The sequence below is a fragment of the Streptomyces caniferus genome (assembly GCF_009811555.1).
Taxonomy (GTDB): Bacteria; Actinomycetota; Actinomycetes; order Streptomycetales; family Streptomycetaceae; genus Streptomyces; species Streptomyces caniferus.
Genome location: NZ_BLIN01000005.1, coordinates 2,423,494 through 2,438,610 on the forward strand (window position 1 = coordinate 2,423,494; position 15,117 = coordinate 2,438,610).

Here is a 15,117-nt window from a genome sequence, read left to right on the forward strand (position 1 = left end):
CCCTGCGCGTCTATTCGGCGGCCGCCTTCTTGGCCCGCTCCGCCTCGGCCTTCTTCTGCGCCTCGGCCTGTGCCGCCTCGGCCTTCGCCGCGTCGGCGATCTGCCGCTTGGCCGCGGTCGCGTAGATGTCGACGTACTCCTGGCCGGACAGCTTCATGATCTCGTACATGACCTCGTCGGTGACCGACCGCAGGATGAAGCGGTCGCCCTCCATGCCCTGATAGCGGGTGAAGTCCAGCGGCTTGCCGATACGGATGCCCGGCCGGATCATCTTCGGCACGATCTTGCCCGGCGGCTGCACCTTCTCGGTGTCGATCATCGCTACGGGGATGACCGGCGCCCCGGTGGCCAGCGCCACCCGGGCCAGACCGCCCGGCTTGCCGCGGTAGAGCCGGCCGTCCGGCGAGCGGGTGCCCTCCGGGTAGATGCCGAACAGCTCACCGCGCTCCAGCACTTCGATGCCGCTCTTGATCGCCGCTTCGCCCGCGCCCCGGCCGCCCGAGCGGTCCACCGGAAGCTGGCCCACGCCCTTGAAGAACGCGGCGGTCAGCTTGCCCTTGACCCCCGGAGAGGTGAAGTACTCGGACTTCGCGATGAAGGTCACCTTGCGGTCGAGCACCGCGGGCAGGAAGAACGAGTCCGAGAAGGACAGGTGGTTGCTCGCGAGGATCGCCGGGCCCTCGGCGGGGATGTTCTCGATGCCTTCCACCCAGGGCCTGAAGGCAAGCTTCAGCGACCCGCCGATGGAAAACTTCATTGCGCCGTAGATCAACCGACTGCCTCCTGTGTGTGACGCAAAGACCTTAACCTGCCCCGGTGGCCCCCTCGTGCCGCGGCTGCCGCCGGACCTATCCGCCCGCCGTCACTTTGCGTACCCTGAGGTAACTCGCCAGGCCCCCTCATCGATCGGAGTCCCCCGGTGCCGCTCCTTCCCGGAGCCGAGCCGTTCCGCCGTGACGGCGGAGAGGTCGGCGTCCTTGTGTGCCACGGCTTCACCGGCTCCCCCCAGTCCGTACGCCCCTGGGCCGAGTATCTGGCCGACCAGGGGCTCACGGTCAGTCTGCCGCTGCTGCCCGGTCACGGCACCCGCTGGCAGGACCTGCAGATCACGACCTGGCAGGACTGGTACGCCGAGGTCGACCGCGAGCTGCGGGCGCTCACCGAGCGCTGCACCACGGTCTTCGTCTGCGGCCTGTCGATGGGCGGCGCGCTGGCGCTGCGGCTGGCCGCCAAGCACGGCGACGCCATCAGCGGAGTGGCCGTGGTCAACCCCGCCAACAAGGTGCACGACGCGGCCGGGCCGCTGCTGCCGGTGCTGCGCCATCTCGTCCGGACCACCAAGGGGCTGACGAGCGACATCGCCAGGCCCGGCGCCGAGGAGGTCGGCTACGACCGGGTGCCGCTGCACGCCGCGTACTCGGTGCGCCGCTTCTTCCAGCAGGTCGACTCCGAACTCCCCGGCGTCACCCAGCCGTTGCTGGTGATGACCAGCCCGCAGGACCATGTCGTCCCGCCGGTGGACTCCGAACGCATCCTGAGCCGGGTGTCCTCGACGGACGTCCGGCAGACACTGCTGGAACGCAGCTTCCACGTCGCCACCCTCGACCACGACGCGGAGCAGATCTTCCGGGACACCTTCGCCTTCATCACCCGGCTCGCGCCGCACGCGCAGGCGGACGCGGCTTCGGAGGGGACGGCGGCCAGTGGCGGAGCGTAGCCCCCGCGACCCCCGGGACCCGCTGGACGAAGAGGCCGCCTGGGCCGAGATCGTGGCGGGCTACGGCGACCAGCCGTCGTTCCCCCCGGTGGACGGAGACGACAGGGACGACGGCGACGGCGACGGCGACGGCAAGGACGAGCCGGCGGGGGAAGAGGGCACGAAGCGCGCCGAGAAGGACACCGAGGAGGGCGCCCAGGACGGCGGTGCCCCGGACGACAAGGCCGCGGACGGCAAGGCCGACGCGCCCCGCCCGGGCAGCTTCGTCGTCTTCGCGCCCGGCGTCGGCCCGCGCAGCTGGACCCCCGCGGAAGCGTCCGACGACGACTTCGACGAGACCGACGAGGGCCACTTCACCCCGCCCGAACCGCCCCCGCTGCCCGAGGCCGATGTCACCGCCAAGTTCGCCTGGATCGCGGTGATCGGCGGCCCGATGCTGCTGGTGGCCATGGTGCTGTTCCAGCAGCCGGTGACGTGGTGGATCACGCTCCTGGGCATCGGCGGCTTCCTCGGCGGGTTCGCCACCCTCGTGGCCCGGATGAAGAACGACGACGAGGACGACAACGACCGGCCGGGCGGCGGCGCGGTGGTGTGAGTCAGCCCTCGGCCGGCACCCGCAGTGCGGCCAGCACCGGCAGATGGTCCGTGGCGGCCGTGAGGTCGTCCTCCCGTACTCCCGGCAGACCGTGCGGCACGCCGCAGCCGAGGACCTCCACGCCCCGCGTGGCGAAGATCGCGTCGATCCGCTGATGCGGGTCGTGGGGCGTGGAGGTGAGCTCCCCGCCCCACGGCCTGGCCGCCCAGGCGTCCGTGAGCACCCCCGCCAGCCGCCGGAAGCTGCGGCCCTCCGGCCGCTCGTTGAGGTCGCCCCCGGCGACGGCGTACGGCACGTCCAGGGCGGCCAGCCGCTCCAGCAGCAGCCCGGCCTGCTCGTCGCGCTCCCGGGCGGCGAGGCTGAGATGGCAGCTGAGCACACCGAGCCGGGCCCCGCCGATCCGCACCACGGCGGTGGCGAAACCGCGCTGGTGCAGTCCGGGGGTGCGGGGCAGCAGGACGTCCTCGGTGCGCTCCACATGGGCGCGCAGGCTGCACAGGATCATCGGGCCCGCGGTCGTGCCGCCGCCGGTGACGTACACCAGACCGGCGGCGCGGGCCAGCTTCTCGGCGGCCTTGCGCCAGCGGAAGAACCGCGGCGCCTCCTGGACCAGCACGAGATCGGGCGCACAGGCCCGGATCACCCTGGCCAGCGCGCCCCGGTCGTCGCGCATCGAGCGGATGTTGTAGCTGAGCACCCGGATCACGGCCGTGCCGTCGGGCTCGGTACGGGAGTCGGGAAGCGGGATCAAGGCGGCGGGTCCTCTCACCGGGATCGTCACGCGGGCCAAGATAGAGCACCGTCCGCCGCATCCCCGGGGGACGCGACGGACGGTGTCGTACGGATGAGCAGGCGCCGAGGGCCCCGGGCGGTCAGCCCTGGCGCGCCAGGTCGGCCGCGCCGACCAGACCGGCCTTGCCGCCGAGCTGGGCGGCGAGCACCTGGGCGTGCGGCCGCCACTGGTTGCCGACCAGCCAGCGGCGGAAGGACTTGCGGATCGGGCCCAGGACGAGTTCGCCCTCGTCCGAGACGCCGCCGCCGACGATGAAGGCCGAGGGGTCGAAGAGCGAGGCGAGGTCGGCGAGACCGGCGCCGGCCCAACGGGCCAGCTCGCGGAACGAGTCGATGGCGACCGGGTCGCCCTGGCGGGCGGCCTCGCTGATGTGCCGTCCCTCGATGCCCTCGGAGGTGCCGTCGCCGAGCGCCAGCAGGATCTCGGCGTTCTCGGGGGTGGCGAAGGCCCGCTGGCGGGCGTAGCGCAGCAGGGCGCGGCCGGAGGCGTACTGCTCCCAGCAGCCCTGGCTGCCGCAGCCGCAGAGCAGGCCGTCGGGCACGACCCGGATGTGGCCGAACTCGGCGGCGACGCCGAAGCGGCCGCGGCGCAGCTTGTTGCCGATGATGATGCCGCCGCCCAGGCCGGTGCCGAGCGTGATGCAGATGACGTCGCTGTGGCCCTGGCCGGCGCCGAACTTGTACTCGCCCCAGGCCGCGGCGTTGGCGTCGTTCTCGACCACCACGGGGAGGCCGACGCGCTGCTCGACCTTGTCCTTGAGCGGTTCGTGGCGCCAGTCGATGTTCGGTGCGAACAGGACCGTGGCCCGCTTCTCGTCGACATAGCCGGCGGCACCGATGCCGACGGCCTCGACGTGGTGACCGGCTCCGACGGTCCGCACCGCGTCCGCGATGGCCTCGGTCAGCGCGTCGGTGGCATGCGGAGTCGGCACCTTGCACGTCTCAAGGATCGAGCCCTCTTCGTCGACCACGCCGGCCGCGATCTTCGTGCCGCCGATGTCGACGCCGATGGTGAGTCCCATGTGTCCCTCAGTTTTTCGCTCGAACCCCGCCGGGACCCACCGTACCGGAGGCGGGGGCGCCGACCACGCCCTTCAAGGCGGAGGACCTGGGCGGCTTCCCCTGGTGCGCGAGGCGGCGGGACTCAGTCGAGATCGATCCGCTCGGTGCCGGTGGGACCGTCGTCGTCACGCGGGTCGTCGCCGCGGCGGCCCTCGGCCGGCTCGTCGAGGTCGTCGCGGGTCCAGCGGCGCTCGCTGCTCTCGACGGCGGAGCGGTAGGCGGCGAGCAGCTCGGAACCGGCCGCGGCGAGGTGGTCGAAGAGGTCGGGGTTGCGCTCGATGACCGGCTCGACGGCGGCCTTGGCCTGCTTGAACAGCTGGCTGACGGCCCCCTGCGCGGCGATGCCGCCCAGCGCGCCGGGCAGCTGGATACCGGCCAGCTTGTCGGTCACCGCGTCGGCGAGCTTGCGCAGCTCCTCCGCCGCGCTGCCCGGCTGCGGGCCGTGGGCGGCGCGGTGCCGGGCCTTCTCCGCGGCGAGGTCCTCGGCGCAGGCCGTCTCCCAGGCGTCGGCGTCGGGCTCGGCCCCGCGGTCGGCGGGGCGCTCGGTGGCATCACTCATGAGGAACTCCGTGACTCCTGCGGCGAGGCGGTACGGCGAAGAGGTGCAAGGCGGGCACCTCGGGCGGGGCCCACCCTCGACGGTACCCGAACGGTGGTACCGCGTTCAGTCGCTCTTGGGCCACAGGCCGGGATCCGGGGTGAAGCGGATCTCCAGGGCGCCGTCGCGCAGTCCGGCACCGGAGACGGTGCAGCGGCGCAGCGCGGAGGGGAGCGTACGGATCCGCCGGAAGCGGCCGACGCTGACCACGATCTCGTCGCCGCGGCGCACCAGGCCGAGGCCCTTGCGCTCGGCGCCGGGCAGCGGCACCCGCCAGACGAGGATGCCGTCGGTGGCCAGCCGGTCCTCGACGGTCCAGGGGTCGGGGCGGGGCCCGTCGGCGGGTCCCGCGGCGCCGATCTCGCCGGCCGTCCCGTCGATCAACTCGTCCAGCTCGTCGACGCCCCGCGGGTCGCGTCCCAGGTGCGCCACCTCGTGGACCGGGACGTCGGGGAACTCCTCGCGCAGTGCCTTGAGCGCCGCCTGCTGGCTGCCGGAGAGGCCGGCGAGGAACGGATCCGCCGAGCCGGTGGGCAGCAGCCGGTTGACCACCACGCCGTCGGTGCGCCGGCCGTGCAGGGCGAGGCCGGCGCGGATGGTGCGCAGGTTGGCGGCGGCGACCGGGCCGGCGTCGGTGACCAGGCGGACGGATGTGCCGGGGTCGTCGATCGCCCGCTGGACGGCGGCGAGTTCGCTCTCCCAGCGCTCGGCGGCGTCGTAGAGCTTCTGGGCCGGCATCGGGACGCCGGCGAGCTGGGCGAGCACCGGCCGCAGCGCACGGGCCGCCTGGCGCTCGGGGGGCAGCAGGCGGCGCAGATAGCGGCGCACCTGGGCCGGGAGGGCGAGCAGCCGGATCGTCTCGGCGGCCGAGGGCATGTCGACGACGATCAGGTCCCAGTCGTCCGAGGCGTGTTCGGCGCGCAGCGCGTGCAGCAGCGCGAAGTCCTCGGAGCCGGGGAGTTCGGTGAGTTCGTCCTCGTCGAGGGGGCTGGCCCCGAGCAGGTCGAGGGCCGCGCCGGCCCGCTCCTGGAAGGCGAGGAACTCCTGGCGGAAGCGGTCACCGGGGTCGATGCGCAGGGCGTGCAGGCCCGGGGCTATCTGGGTGGGGGCGTCGGCGCCGAGGGGGGTGCCCAGCACCGTTTCCGGGGCGCTGCTCTCGGTGGTGAGCAGGAGCGCCCGAGCGCCCCGGCGGGCGCCGGCCAGGGCCGTGGCGGCGGCGAGCGTGGTGCGGCCCGCGCCGCCGGGGCCCGTGACGAGGACGATGCGCACGCTCAGAGCTTCTTGGCCTCGTCGGCGGAACCGGCCGCGTCGGCGGGCCCTGCGAGGTGGTCGGCGGGGCCGCTCTCGACGCGCTTCTTCAGCCCGGCCAGCGCGCGGTCGATGATGACCTTCTCCGCCTTGCGCTTGATCATTCCGAGCATCGGGATCTTGACGTCGACGGTGAGCTGGTAGGTCACCTCGGTGCGCGCGCCGTTGCCCAGCGCGGCGAGACGGTAGGAACCGTCGAGGGCGCGCAGCATCTGCGACTTGACCAGGGACCAGCTGACCTCGCTCTCACCGGTCCAGGTGTAGGCGAGGGTGTGGTCGTCCTTGATCGCTCCGGCGTCCAGCAGCAGGCGCACCTGCTCGGCGCGGCCGCGGTCGTCCTTGGCGAGCACCTCTGCCTCTTTGACCTCTCCGGTCCATTCCGGATAGCGGTCAAAGTCGGCGATCACTCCCATCACTTCGGCGGGTGCCGCCTCGATCGTGATGCTCGAGCTGGTGTGTTCGGCCATCGCCGTGACTCCTCCATGCCGATTCATGCCGGTCCGCCGACCTTCCCCAAGCTCTCGGCTCCGTTCGAGCAGGGGCGACCCCATTACGCGGTCTCTGCTGCTGAAGGCTACCGCGCGGGGGAACGCGGGCGGACACCAGCAGGCCCGCAACGACGGGGCGGGCGTCGGCCGGCCCACCCGGCCGGACGCCCGCCACCGGGCTCAGCGCCCCGGGGCGCCGCTCTCACCACTCCATGACATAGGGCGTCCCGGTGGCATTGAAATGGCCGACATTGATGCATTCCGTGCCGTCGATGCGGACCCGGTGGGCGAGCGGCTGGTGCACATGGCCGAAGAGGGCGTAGCGCGGACGGGTGGTGCGGATGGCGTGCAACAGGGCCGCGCTGCCGCGCTCGAAGCGGCGGGCGACGGTGTCGTAGCAGAGCTCGGGGACGTCCGGCGGGATGTGGCTGCACAGCACGTCCACCTCGCCGACCGCCTCGACCTTGGCGGCGAACTCCTCGTCACCGATCTCGTACGGGGTGCGCATCGGCGTGGTGAGCCCGCCGCCGACGAACCCGAAGACCCGGCCGCCGATCTCCACCCGCTGGCCGTCCAGGACGGTGGTGCCGGGTGCGGCGTACTCGGGCCACAGGCGCGGGATGTCGACGTTGCCGTAGGTGGCGTACGTGGGGGTGGGGAAGGCCGCGAAGAGTTCGGCGTACTGCTTGCGGACCGCGCCCTCGATGACCGACTCGCGGCTCACGCCCGTACGGTCCAGTTCGCCCCACAGCCGGCGCCCGAGTGCGCGGGCCTCCTCGAAGCGGCGGGCGGTGCGCAGTTCGACCAGGGCGCTCGCGTTCGCGGCGCCGAAGAGGTCGGGGAAGATGCCGCGCGAATGGTCCGCGTAATCGAGGAAGAGCACCAGGTCACCCAGGCAGAGCAGGGCGTCGGCACCGGTTCCGGCCGCCGCGAGGTCCCGGCTGTTGCCGTGTACGTCACTGACCACATGCACACGCATGGCGTCACCCTAGATCGCGCGGGCGGGTGCGGGGAGGGGGCGGGGGGCAGGGGTTACTTTCGGGTCACCGACCCGCTGGTCTAGTCTGCGCGGGACAAGTCCCCATGGCGTGTCCCCCCGCGTGTGACGCATCGAACATCTGGCCTTTCCCCCCTATCCCAAAAGCAATACCCATGGGTAACGTCCGGGCAGTCCAATCCCCCCTGCATGATCATGGACCGCCGCCGGTGCACACACAGCGTCGTGGCGCCGGCGCTTTTGAGGAGCAGCAGTCTTGCGCGAGTTCAGCCTTCCGGCCCTGTACGAGGTCCCCGCGGACGGCAATCTGACGGATCTCATCCGCCGAAATGCCGCGCAGCACCCGGATGTTGCCGTCATGGGACGCAAGGTGAACGGTGCGTGGCAGGACGTCACCGCCGCCACCTTCCTCGCCGAGGTCCGCGCCGCCGCCAAAGGTCTGATCGCTTCGGGTGTGCAGCCCGGCGACCGGGTCGGTCTGATGTCGCGCACCCGCTACGAGTGGACGCTGCTGGACTTCGCCATCTGGAGCGCGGGCGCCGTCACCGTCCCCGTGTACGAGACCAGTTCGGCCGAGCAGATCCAGTGGATACTCGGCGACTCCGGTGCGGTGGCCTGCCTGGTGGAATCCCCCACCCACGAGGCGACCGTCGAATCGGTCCGCGACCGGCTGCCGGACCTGGAGAACATCTGGCAGATCGAACGGGACGCCATCGCCCGGCTGCGGGCCGCGGGCGCCGGTGTCTCCGACGACGAGGTGGACGCGCGCAGCGCGCTCGCCGACGCGGACGCCCCGGCCACCATCGTCTACACCTCCGGCACCACCGGCCGCCCCAAGGGCTGTGTGCTCAGCCACCGCAGCTTCTTCGCCGAGTGCGGCAACATCGTCGAACGACTGCGGCCGCTGTTCCGCACCGGCGACTCCTCGGTGCTCCTCTTCCTCCCCATCGCGCACGTCTTCGGCCGGCTGGTGCAGGTCGCCGCGGTGATGGCGCCCATCAAGCTGGGCCACGCCCCGGACATCAAGAACCTCACCGACGACCTCGCCTCCTTCCGTCCGACGCTGGTCCTGGGCGTGCCCCGGGTCTTCGAGAAGGTCTACAACTCGGCGCGGGCCAAGGCGCAGGCCGACGGCAAGGGCAAGGTCTTCGACAAGGCGGCGGACATCGCGATCGCCTACAGCCGCGCGCTGGACACCCCCGAGGGGCCGGCGTTCGGGCTGAAGCTCAAGTACAAGGTCTTCGACCGGCTGGTCTACAGCAAGCTGCGCGCCGTCCTCGGCGGCCGCGCCACCCACGCCATCTCCGGCGGCGCCCCGCTGGGCGAGCGCCTCGGCCACTTCTACCGCGGCATCGGCTTCACCGCCCTGGAGGGCTACGGCCTGACGGAGTCCTGTGCGGCCACCGCCTTCAACCCCTGGGACCGGCAGAAGATCGGCACCGTGGGCCAGCCGCTGCCCGGTTCGGTCGTGCGGATCGCCGACGACGGCGAGGTGCTGCTGCACGGCGAGCACCTCTTCACCGAGTACTGGAACAACCCGTCGGCCACCAAGGAGGCGCTGTCCGACGGCTGGTTCCACACCGGCGACCTCGGCACCCTCGACGAGGACGGCTACCTCGCCATCACCGGCCGCAAGAAGGAAATACTGGTCACCGCGGGCGGCAAGAACGTCGCCCCCGCCGTGATCGAGGACCGCATCCGGTCCCACGCCCTGATCGCCGAGTGCATGGTCGTCGGCGACGGCCGGCCGTTCATCGGCGCCCTGGTCACCCTCGACGAGGAGTTCCTGCCCCGCTGGGCCGAGGAGCACGGCCACCCCGCCGATGTGACGCCCTCTCAGATCTCCGAGGACCCGGAGCTGCTGGCCGCCGTGCAGCGCGCCGTCGACGACGGCAACGCGGCCGTCTCCAAGGCCGAGTCGGTGCGCAAGTTCCGTATCCTCCCGGCCCAGTTCACCGAGGAGTCGGGCCATGTCACGCCGTCGCTGAAGCTCAAGCGGAACGTGGTGGCGAAGGACTTCGCGGAGGAGATCGAGGCGATCTACCGCGCCTAGGGCCTGTCTTCAAAGTCCCGTCGTTCGCCCGCAGGGCAGGCGGGACTTTGAAAACAGGCCCTAGCGAGCCCGGCCCACACCGGGCCGGTCAGGTACCGCAGGAATCCGCCGTCGTGGCCGCGCGCCACGGCGGCGGATTCTTCGTTCCACGCCGGCGCCGCCCGCCCGCGCCGCACCGGCGAGCGCGCCCCGCGGCACGGACCCGCCGGGTCGGGTGCGCCGAACGCGGGCGGGGCCTAGAGCAGTTCCTTCAGCCGTTCCGCCAGCAGGTCCCAGCGCCACTTCTCCTCCACCCAGGCGCGGCCGCGTGCGCCCATGGTGCGGCGCAGGGCCGGGTCCCGGAGCAGGGTGACGATGCGGTCCGCGGTGGGGGCCGGGGAGCCGCCGGGGACGACCCAGCCCGTCTCGCCGTCCAGGACGGCGTCGGGGGCGCCGCCCGAATCGCCCGCCACCACGGGGAGTCCGGTGGCGGAGGCCTCCAGGTAGACGATGCCGAGGCCCTCGACGTCCAGGCCGCCGCGGCGGGTGCGGCACGGCATCGCGAAGACGTCGCCGGCGCCGAAGTGGGCCGGCAGCTCCTCCCACGGGACCGCGCCGGTGAAGCGCACCGAGTCCCCGACGCCCTTCTCCAGGGCCAGCGCGCGCAGCTCCTTCTCGTACGGGCCGCCGCCGACGATCAGCAGGACGGCGTCGGGCACCGCGGACACGATGGCCGGCATCGCCTCGATCAGGGTGTCCTGGCCCTTGCGCGGCACGAGCCGCGAGACACAGACCACCACGGGCCGTCCGGTGAGCCCGAGCGCGGCCCGTACGGCGTCGCCCCCCGAGCCGGGGTGGAAGGTCTTCTCGTCCACGCCGGGCGGGAGTTGGACCATCCGCCCGGCCGCTTCCGGGGTGAGCGCGCCGGCGATCCGCGAGCGGGTGTACTCGCCGAGGTAGGTGAGCGTGTCGGTGCCCTCGCCGATCCGGCGCAGCAGCTGCCGGGCGGCCGGCAGCTGCGCCCAGCCCGCCTCATGGCCGTGGGTGGTCGCCACGATGCGGCGGGCGCCGGCCGAGCGGAGCGCGGGGGCCATCAGCCCGAGCGGCGCCGCCGCGCCGAACCACACGGAGGAGCAGCCGTGTTCGCGCAGCAGCCCGGTGGCCCGCCGGGTCACCCTCGGGGTGGGCAGCAGCATCGTCGTACGGTCCCGGACCACCGGGAACGGCTGCTCGGCGTCGAAGGCCGCGGTGGCCGCGAGGCCCTCCGCGCCGCGCTTCCAGGTCGAGGCGTAGACGACGACCTGGGAGGGGTCCAGGCGCAGCGCCATGCTGTGCAGGAAGGCCTGGATGCCGCCGGGCCGGGGCGGGAAGTCGTTCGTGACGATCAAGGTCTTGTGCACGATGGTCTCTCGGCGGTCGGTCTCGGCGGTTCGGGCCCGACAGTACCGGTCGGCGGGCGGCAGGGGGCGGCCCACCCCGCCACGCCCGTCCCTCGTCTACGGTCGTGACCAGCCGCCACCGGCATCATGCGGAGAGCATGCGCGGGCGGCGGCGGACCGGGCAGCCGGCCCGCGGGACCGCAGGCGCCCCCCGACGGGCAACGGCCGACGAACGATGAGGTGACGATGAGCAGCATCAGCAGAGCGCGCGGGGTGTGGCTCCCGGTCGCGGCCTGGGCCGTGACCAGGGCCGTGGTCCTGCTGTGCGTCCTGAGGGTGCTGGTGCTGCCGGGACCGGATGTCACCACCGATGTCTCGGTGATCTACCACGGCTGGTTCGAGGTCCTGAGGACCGGCACCTTTCCGCTGGCCGATGTGACCTGGCAGTACCCGCCGGCCGCCGCGCTCGCCGTCCTCTCCCCCGGTCTGCTGCCGTTCCTGGACTACGCCCCCGCGTTCTTCACCCTGATCCTGGTCACGGACGCGGCAGCGCTGGCGCTCTTCCTGCGGGCCGGCCGGCGGCCGGGCCATCGCCCGGCGGGGGCCTGGGTGTGGATCGCGGGCGTGGCGCTGCTGGGCCCGACCGCGTACGCCCGCTACGACCTGATGGTGGCCGCCGTCGCCGCCGCGGCCCTGTTCGCGGCCGCCCGCCGGCCGCGGGTGGCGGGCGCGCTGGTCGCCTTCGGTGCGCTGCTGAAGGTCTGGCCCGTGCTGCTGCTGACGGGGGCGGCGGTGCGCGGCCGCCGGGCGCGCGCCCTGTGGCGGAGCGCGGCGGGTACCGCGGCCGGACTGACCCTGCTCTTCGTGGCGGCCGCACCGGGCGCGCTGGCCTTCCTCACCTTCCAGCGCGACCGCGGGACGGAGGTCGAGTCGCTCGGCGCGCTGGTCTTCCATATCGCCCGGCAGTACGGGTGGGACGGGCAGGTGCTGCTGCACTACGGCTCGCTGGAGTTCCTCGGGCCGGGTGTCGGGCTCGTCAGCACCGTGGCGCTCACCCTGAGCCTGGCCGCCGTGGGCTGGCTGTTCCTGTGGCGGGTGCGCGCCCGGGAGTTCGGCCCCGCGACGCTGAGCGAGGCCGCCTTCACCGCCACCCTGCTGTTCACCACCACCAGCCGCGTCATCAGCCCGCAGTACATGCTCTGGCTGGTGGGGCTCGCCGCGGTGTGCGTGACCGTACGCGCCGGCCGGCAGACGCTGCCGGCGGTGCTGGTCCTGCTGGCCACCGGGATCACCCAGCTGGAGTTCCCCGTCTGGTTCGCGCACATCGTGGCGAGCGATCCGCCGGCCGTCGCCCTGCTGGCCGTGCGCAACGGCCTGCTGGTCGCCGCGTCGCTGCTCGCCTGCCGCCGGCTGTGGGTCTCGACGCGCGGCGACGGACCCGCGCCCCTGGAGCCCGTCGGCGTGGTGGGCGCACGCGGGCCGGCCGACGAGACCTCCGCCGCTCCCCCACAGCTCACGGGCTCCGCCCCGCGGACACCGGCGGACGGGGCGCCGTCCCCGGGCCGCTGAGCCCGGCCCTCGGTGCCCTTGCGGCGCCCGCGGGGCCGGGGCCGTCGGCACACCCGCCGCAGGGACCCGCCCCGCCTACCGCCGCAGCTGTGCCTTCACATAAGCCCGCCACTGCCGGGTGAACTCCTCGAAGCTGACGCCCAGTTGGGTGCGCAGCGCGCGGTCCGTCCGGTCGGCGCGGGCCGGCCGCTGTCCGGGGCCGACGCCCCGTACGGTCGGACGGGAGCCCGCGGCGACCGCGGTGGCCGCCTCCATCGGCGCCCCCGCGCTCCCCGACGTAGCGCGTATCCCGCTCTTCCCCGCCGCCCGGTAGAAGGCGATCAGTTTGGCCTCGCCCCACTTGCCGGCGATCATCCGGCAGGCCAGCCAGCTGCCCTCGTAGGCCCTGGCCAGCCGGTCGGCACCGGCCTTGAAGCCGAAGTCCTGGTCGCTCGGCAGGCCGGCGGGGACCTTGCCCCGGGCGACCGCGCGGGTGAGTTCGGGGGCGGTGGCGGTGGCCTTGCGGTGGCTGCCCCGGTAGGCGACCCAGTCGGCGAAGCCCTCCGAGAGCCACAGCGGGGTCGCCACCGTGGTGGCCGTGCGGGTGGCGACATGGGTGGTCTCGTGGGTGAGGACCACCCTGCGGCCCAGGTCGTTGAGCTCCTCGTAGGCGTCGGGGTTGATGATCACGCGGTCCGCCGGCGCGGGCGCCGAGACGCCGGCCTCGCCCGTGGTGACGGCCGCGATCCCCGCATAACCGGAGGCGTCGTCGCTGCCCATCAGCTGCGCCATCCGCTCGACCGAGTCCGGCGCCTCCACCACGACCTTCTGGGACCACTTCCCCTTCCAGGCAGCCGAGACCACGGGCACCGCCTGGTCCACCCGGTGCGCCAGGTCCTTCAGCCGCGCCAGATGTGCGGGACCGCCCAGGACCAGGCTGCGCCGGCCGCGGACCAGCCGCACCGGGCCCTGGTCCCACAGCTGGCGGGTGCCGCTCCTGCCCGCGGCCGCGCCGTCGGTGTCGGAGGAGATCAGCCAGCGTCCGTTGCGCCGGGTCAGGGTGAGGTACTGGACGGCGTGCACCGGCGAGGTGTCGTAGCCCTTGAGGCGGTAGCGCAGCTGCACCTTCGCGGCCAGGTGCGTACCGGTCTCCCCGGCGGCCAGCGGGAAGGCGCCGGTGGCGTCGAGGTCGTAGTGCCAGTCGGCCAGCGGCACTCCGGCCAGGTGGCCGAACATCGCCCGCTGGCGTTCGCGGTAGCCGGTGGCCCGTGGGTCGACGGAGGCGAGGAAGCCCGCCTCGTCCCGTCGCTCGACGGCCCGCGCACGGCTGTCGAGCATCCGCTGGACGTCCGGGTAGCGGGCCGGCGGGGAGGTGGCGGGCGCACAGCCGGCCAGCGGGGCGAGCAGCGCGAGGAGCAGGGCGGTACAGCCCGCCGCCGCGGCCCGCGACGGCCGCCGTCTCGCCCACTGGTGTGACATGCGGACGATCGTAGATCCGGCCCGGCCGGGGCAAAAATGCTGCGGTCCGCCTCAGGGCCTGGTGATGGACGAGATCGGCATCATCCCGACGGGGTCGTAGCGGACCCGTGCGCCGGGATAGGGCGCGTGGACCACTTGGCCGTTGCCGACGTACATCCCGACGTGACTGGCGTCCGAGCGGTAGACGACCAGGTCACCGGGGCGTGCCTGGCTGAGGGGCACCTGCCGGCCGGCGCCGCGCTGGGCCTGCGAGGTACGCGGGAGGGAGACGCCGGCCCGCCCGTAGGCCCATTGGGTGAGTCCGGAGCAGTCGAAGGCCGACGGTCCGCTGCCTCCCCAGGCGTACGGCCGGCCGACCGCGGCGCGCACCGCGGCGACGGCCGCGGCGGCCCGCCCGGAGGACGGTACGGCGCCGCCCAGGTCCGGGACCGCCTCATGGCGTCCGTCGCTGCGCGAGGCGCGGGCGTAGGCCGCCCTGGTGTCCTTGGGGAGGGCGTTCAGCAGCCGCCGCGCGCTCGCCAGCTTGTGCTGGACGTCCTTCTTGTGGCGCGCGACCTCCTTGCGGCCGGCCTCCAGCTGCGCCAGCTTCCTCGCGGTCTCCCTGCGCTGCTGCTCCAGGGAGCGCTGGGCGGCCCTGAGCCCGTGCAGCTCGCGGGCCTGGCTGGTGCCGAGCCGGTCGAGGGCGGAGGCCTTCTCCAGGAAGGTGTCGGGCCGCTCGGAGAGCATCAGCCGGACGGTGGGGTCCATCCCGCCGGCCCGGTACTGGGCGGCGGCCAGCGCGCCCAGCCTGCCGCGCATCCGGTTGACCCGCTCCTGGGCGCGGGCCGTGCGGTCCTGGAGGGCCGCCACCTGCGCGCGCAGCTTCTTCGTCCGGGCGTCCGCGCCGTTGAACTTCTCGGTGGCCCGCTCCGCCTCTTCGTAGAGGTGGTCGACCCGCGCGGTCGCCGCATCGCGGCCGACGGCGGTACGGCCGGCGGGGTCGGCCAGGGCCTGCGGTGCCGACAGCGCGGCGGCCGCGGCGGCCAGGGCGGCCGACACCACGGTGACCCCGGCGAGGGTCGTCTGGCCTTGCTGCGAGGTACGGCGGTGGGACGCCACGAGAGCCGCACTCCTTCCCTGTGC

At 73.5% G+C, this 15,117-nt stretch carries 14 protein-coding genes; 4 read left to right on the plus strand and 10 right to left on the minus strand.

The window, feature by feature from the left end:
* Positions 1-10 precede the first annotated feature (10 nt).
* Positions 11-757: a lysophospholipid acyltransferase family protein gene (locus Scani_RS27235; protein WP_088797274.1), complete on the minus strand. Its 747-nt coding sequence runs from the start codon at positions 755-757 to the stop codon at positions 11-13.
* A gap of 162 nt (positions 758-919) precedes the next feature.
* Between Scani_RS27235 and Scani_RS27240 the strand changes: the two genes are divergently transcribed.
* The gene (locus Scani_RS27240) at positions 920-1,717 is read left to right on the plus strand and encodes an alpha/beta hydrolase (RefSeq protein ID WP_159480458.1); all 798 of its coding nucleotides are present in this window, start codon (positions 920-922) and stop codon (positions 1,715-1,717) included.
* Positions 1,704-2,312 (plus strand): hypothetical protein, encoded by a 609-nt coding sequence (locus tag Scani_RS27245; RefSeq protein ID WP_159480459.1) that lies wholly within the window; start codon positions 1,704-1,706, stop codon positions 2,310-2,312. The genes Scani_RS27240 and Scani_RS27245 overlap by 14 nt, the downstream gene beginning before the upstream one ends.
* A gap of 1 nt (position 2,313) precedes the next feature.
* Here the strand turns inward: Scani_RS27245 and Scani_RS27250 are convergent, their stop codons facing one another.
* The 6 genes from Scani_RS27250 to Scani_RS27275 all read right to left on the minus strand — a co-directional run bounded on the left by Scani_RS27250 (position 2,314) and on the right by Scani_RS27275 (position 7,539).
* Positions 2,314-3,063 (minus strand): endonuclease/exonuclease/phosphatase family protein, encoded by a 750-nt coding sequence (locus Scani_RS27250; protein WP_174872823.1) that lies wholly within the window; start codon positions 3,061-3,063, stop codon positions 2,314-2,316.
* A 121-nt stretch (positions 3,064-3,184) separates the two neighbouring features.
* Positions 3,185-4,126 (minus strand): ROK family glucokinase, encoded by a 942-nt coding sequence (locus Scani_RS27255; RefSeq protein WP_159480460.1) that lies wholly within the window; start codon positions 4,124-4,126, stop codon positions 3,185-3,187.
* Between the two features lie 122 nt (positions 4,127-4,248).
* Positions 4,249-4,725: a DUF5304 domain-containing protein gene (locus Scani_RS27260; RefSeq protein WP_159480461.1), complete on the minus strand. Its 477-nt coding sequence runs from the start codon at positions 4,723-4,725 to the stop codon at positions 4,249-4,251.
* Between the two features lie 105 nt (positions 4,726-4,830).
* On the minus strand, positions 4,831-6,033 hold the full coding sequence (locus Scani_RS27265; protein ID WP_159480462.1) for an ArsA family ATPase: 1,203 nt from the start codon (positions 6,031-6,033) through the stop codon (positions 4,831-4,833).
* Positions 6,034-6,035: 2 nt separating this feature from the next.
* Positions 6,036-6,539 (minus strand): SRPBCC family protein, encoded by a 504-nt coding sequence (locus Scani_RS27270; protein WP_159480463.1) that lies wholly within the window; start codon positions 6,537-6,539, stop codon positions 6,036-6,038.
* A 223-nt stretch (positions 6,540-6,762) separates the two neighbouring features.
* Entirely contained in the window at positions 6,763-7,539 is a 777-nt protein-coding gene (locus Scani_RS27275) for a metallophosphoesterase family protein (RefSeq protein WP_159480464.1), read from the minus strand.
* A gap of 274 nt (positions 7,540-7,813) precedes the next feature.
* On the opposite strand from Scani_RS27275, the gene Scani_RS27280 reads away from it, so the two are divergent.
* Positions 7,814-9,610: an AMP-dependent synthetase/ligase gene (locus Scani_RS27280; protein ID WP_159480465.1), complete on the plus strand. Its 1,797-nt coding sequence runs from the start codon at positions 7,814-7,816 to the stop codon at positions 9,608-9,610.
* 236 nt (positions 9,611-9,846) lie between these two features.
* On the opposite strand, the gene Scani_RS27285 is transcribed toward Scani_RS27280, so the two are convergent.
* The gene (locus Scani_RS27285) at positions 9,847-10,989 is read right to left on the minus strand and encodes a glycosyltransferase family 4 protein (RefSeq protein WP_159480466.1); all 1,143 of its coding nucleotides are present in this window, start codon (positions 10,987-10,989) and stop codon (positions 9,847-9,849) included.
* A gap of 225 nt (positions 10,990-11,214) precedes the next feature.
* Between Scani_RS27285 and Scani_RS27290 the strand changes: the two genes are divergently transcribed.
* A complete protein-coding gene (locus Scani_RS27290; RefSeq protein ID WP_159480467.1) occupies positions 11,215-12,537 on the plus strand; it encodes a glycosyltransferase 87 family protein in 1,323 nt (440 codons plus the stop codon).
* Positions 12,538-12,612: 75 nt separating this feature from the next.
* Here Scani_RS27290 and Scani_RS27295 read toward each other — a convergent pair whose 3' ends face one another.
* Both Scani_RS27295 and Scani_RS27300 read right to left on the minus strand, forming a co-directional pair.
* Positions 12,613-13,995, minus strand: coding sequence for a hypothetical protein (locus Scani_RS27295; RefSeq protein WP_159480468.1), 1,383 nt, complete (start codon positions 13,993-13,995; stop codon positions 12,613-12,615).
* A 51-nt stretch (positions 13,996-14,046) separates the two neighbouring features.
* Positions 14,047-15,093, minus strand: a complete 1,047-nt coding sequence (locus Scani_RS27300; protein ID WP_159480469.1) for an NlpC/P60 family protein — start codon at positions 15,091-15,093, stop codon at positions 14,047-14,049.
* Between the last annotated feature and the right edge of the window lie 24 nt (positions 15,094-15,117).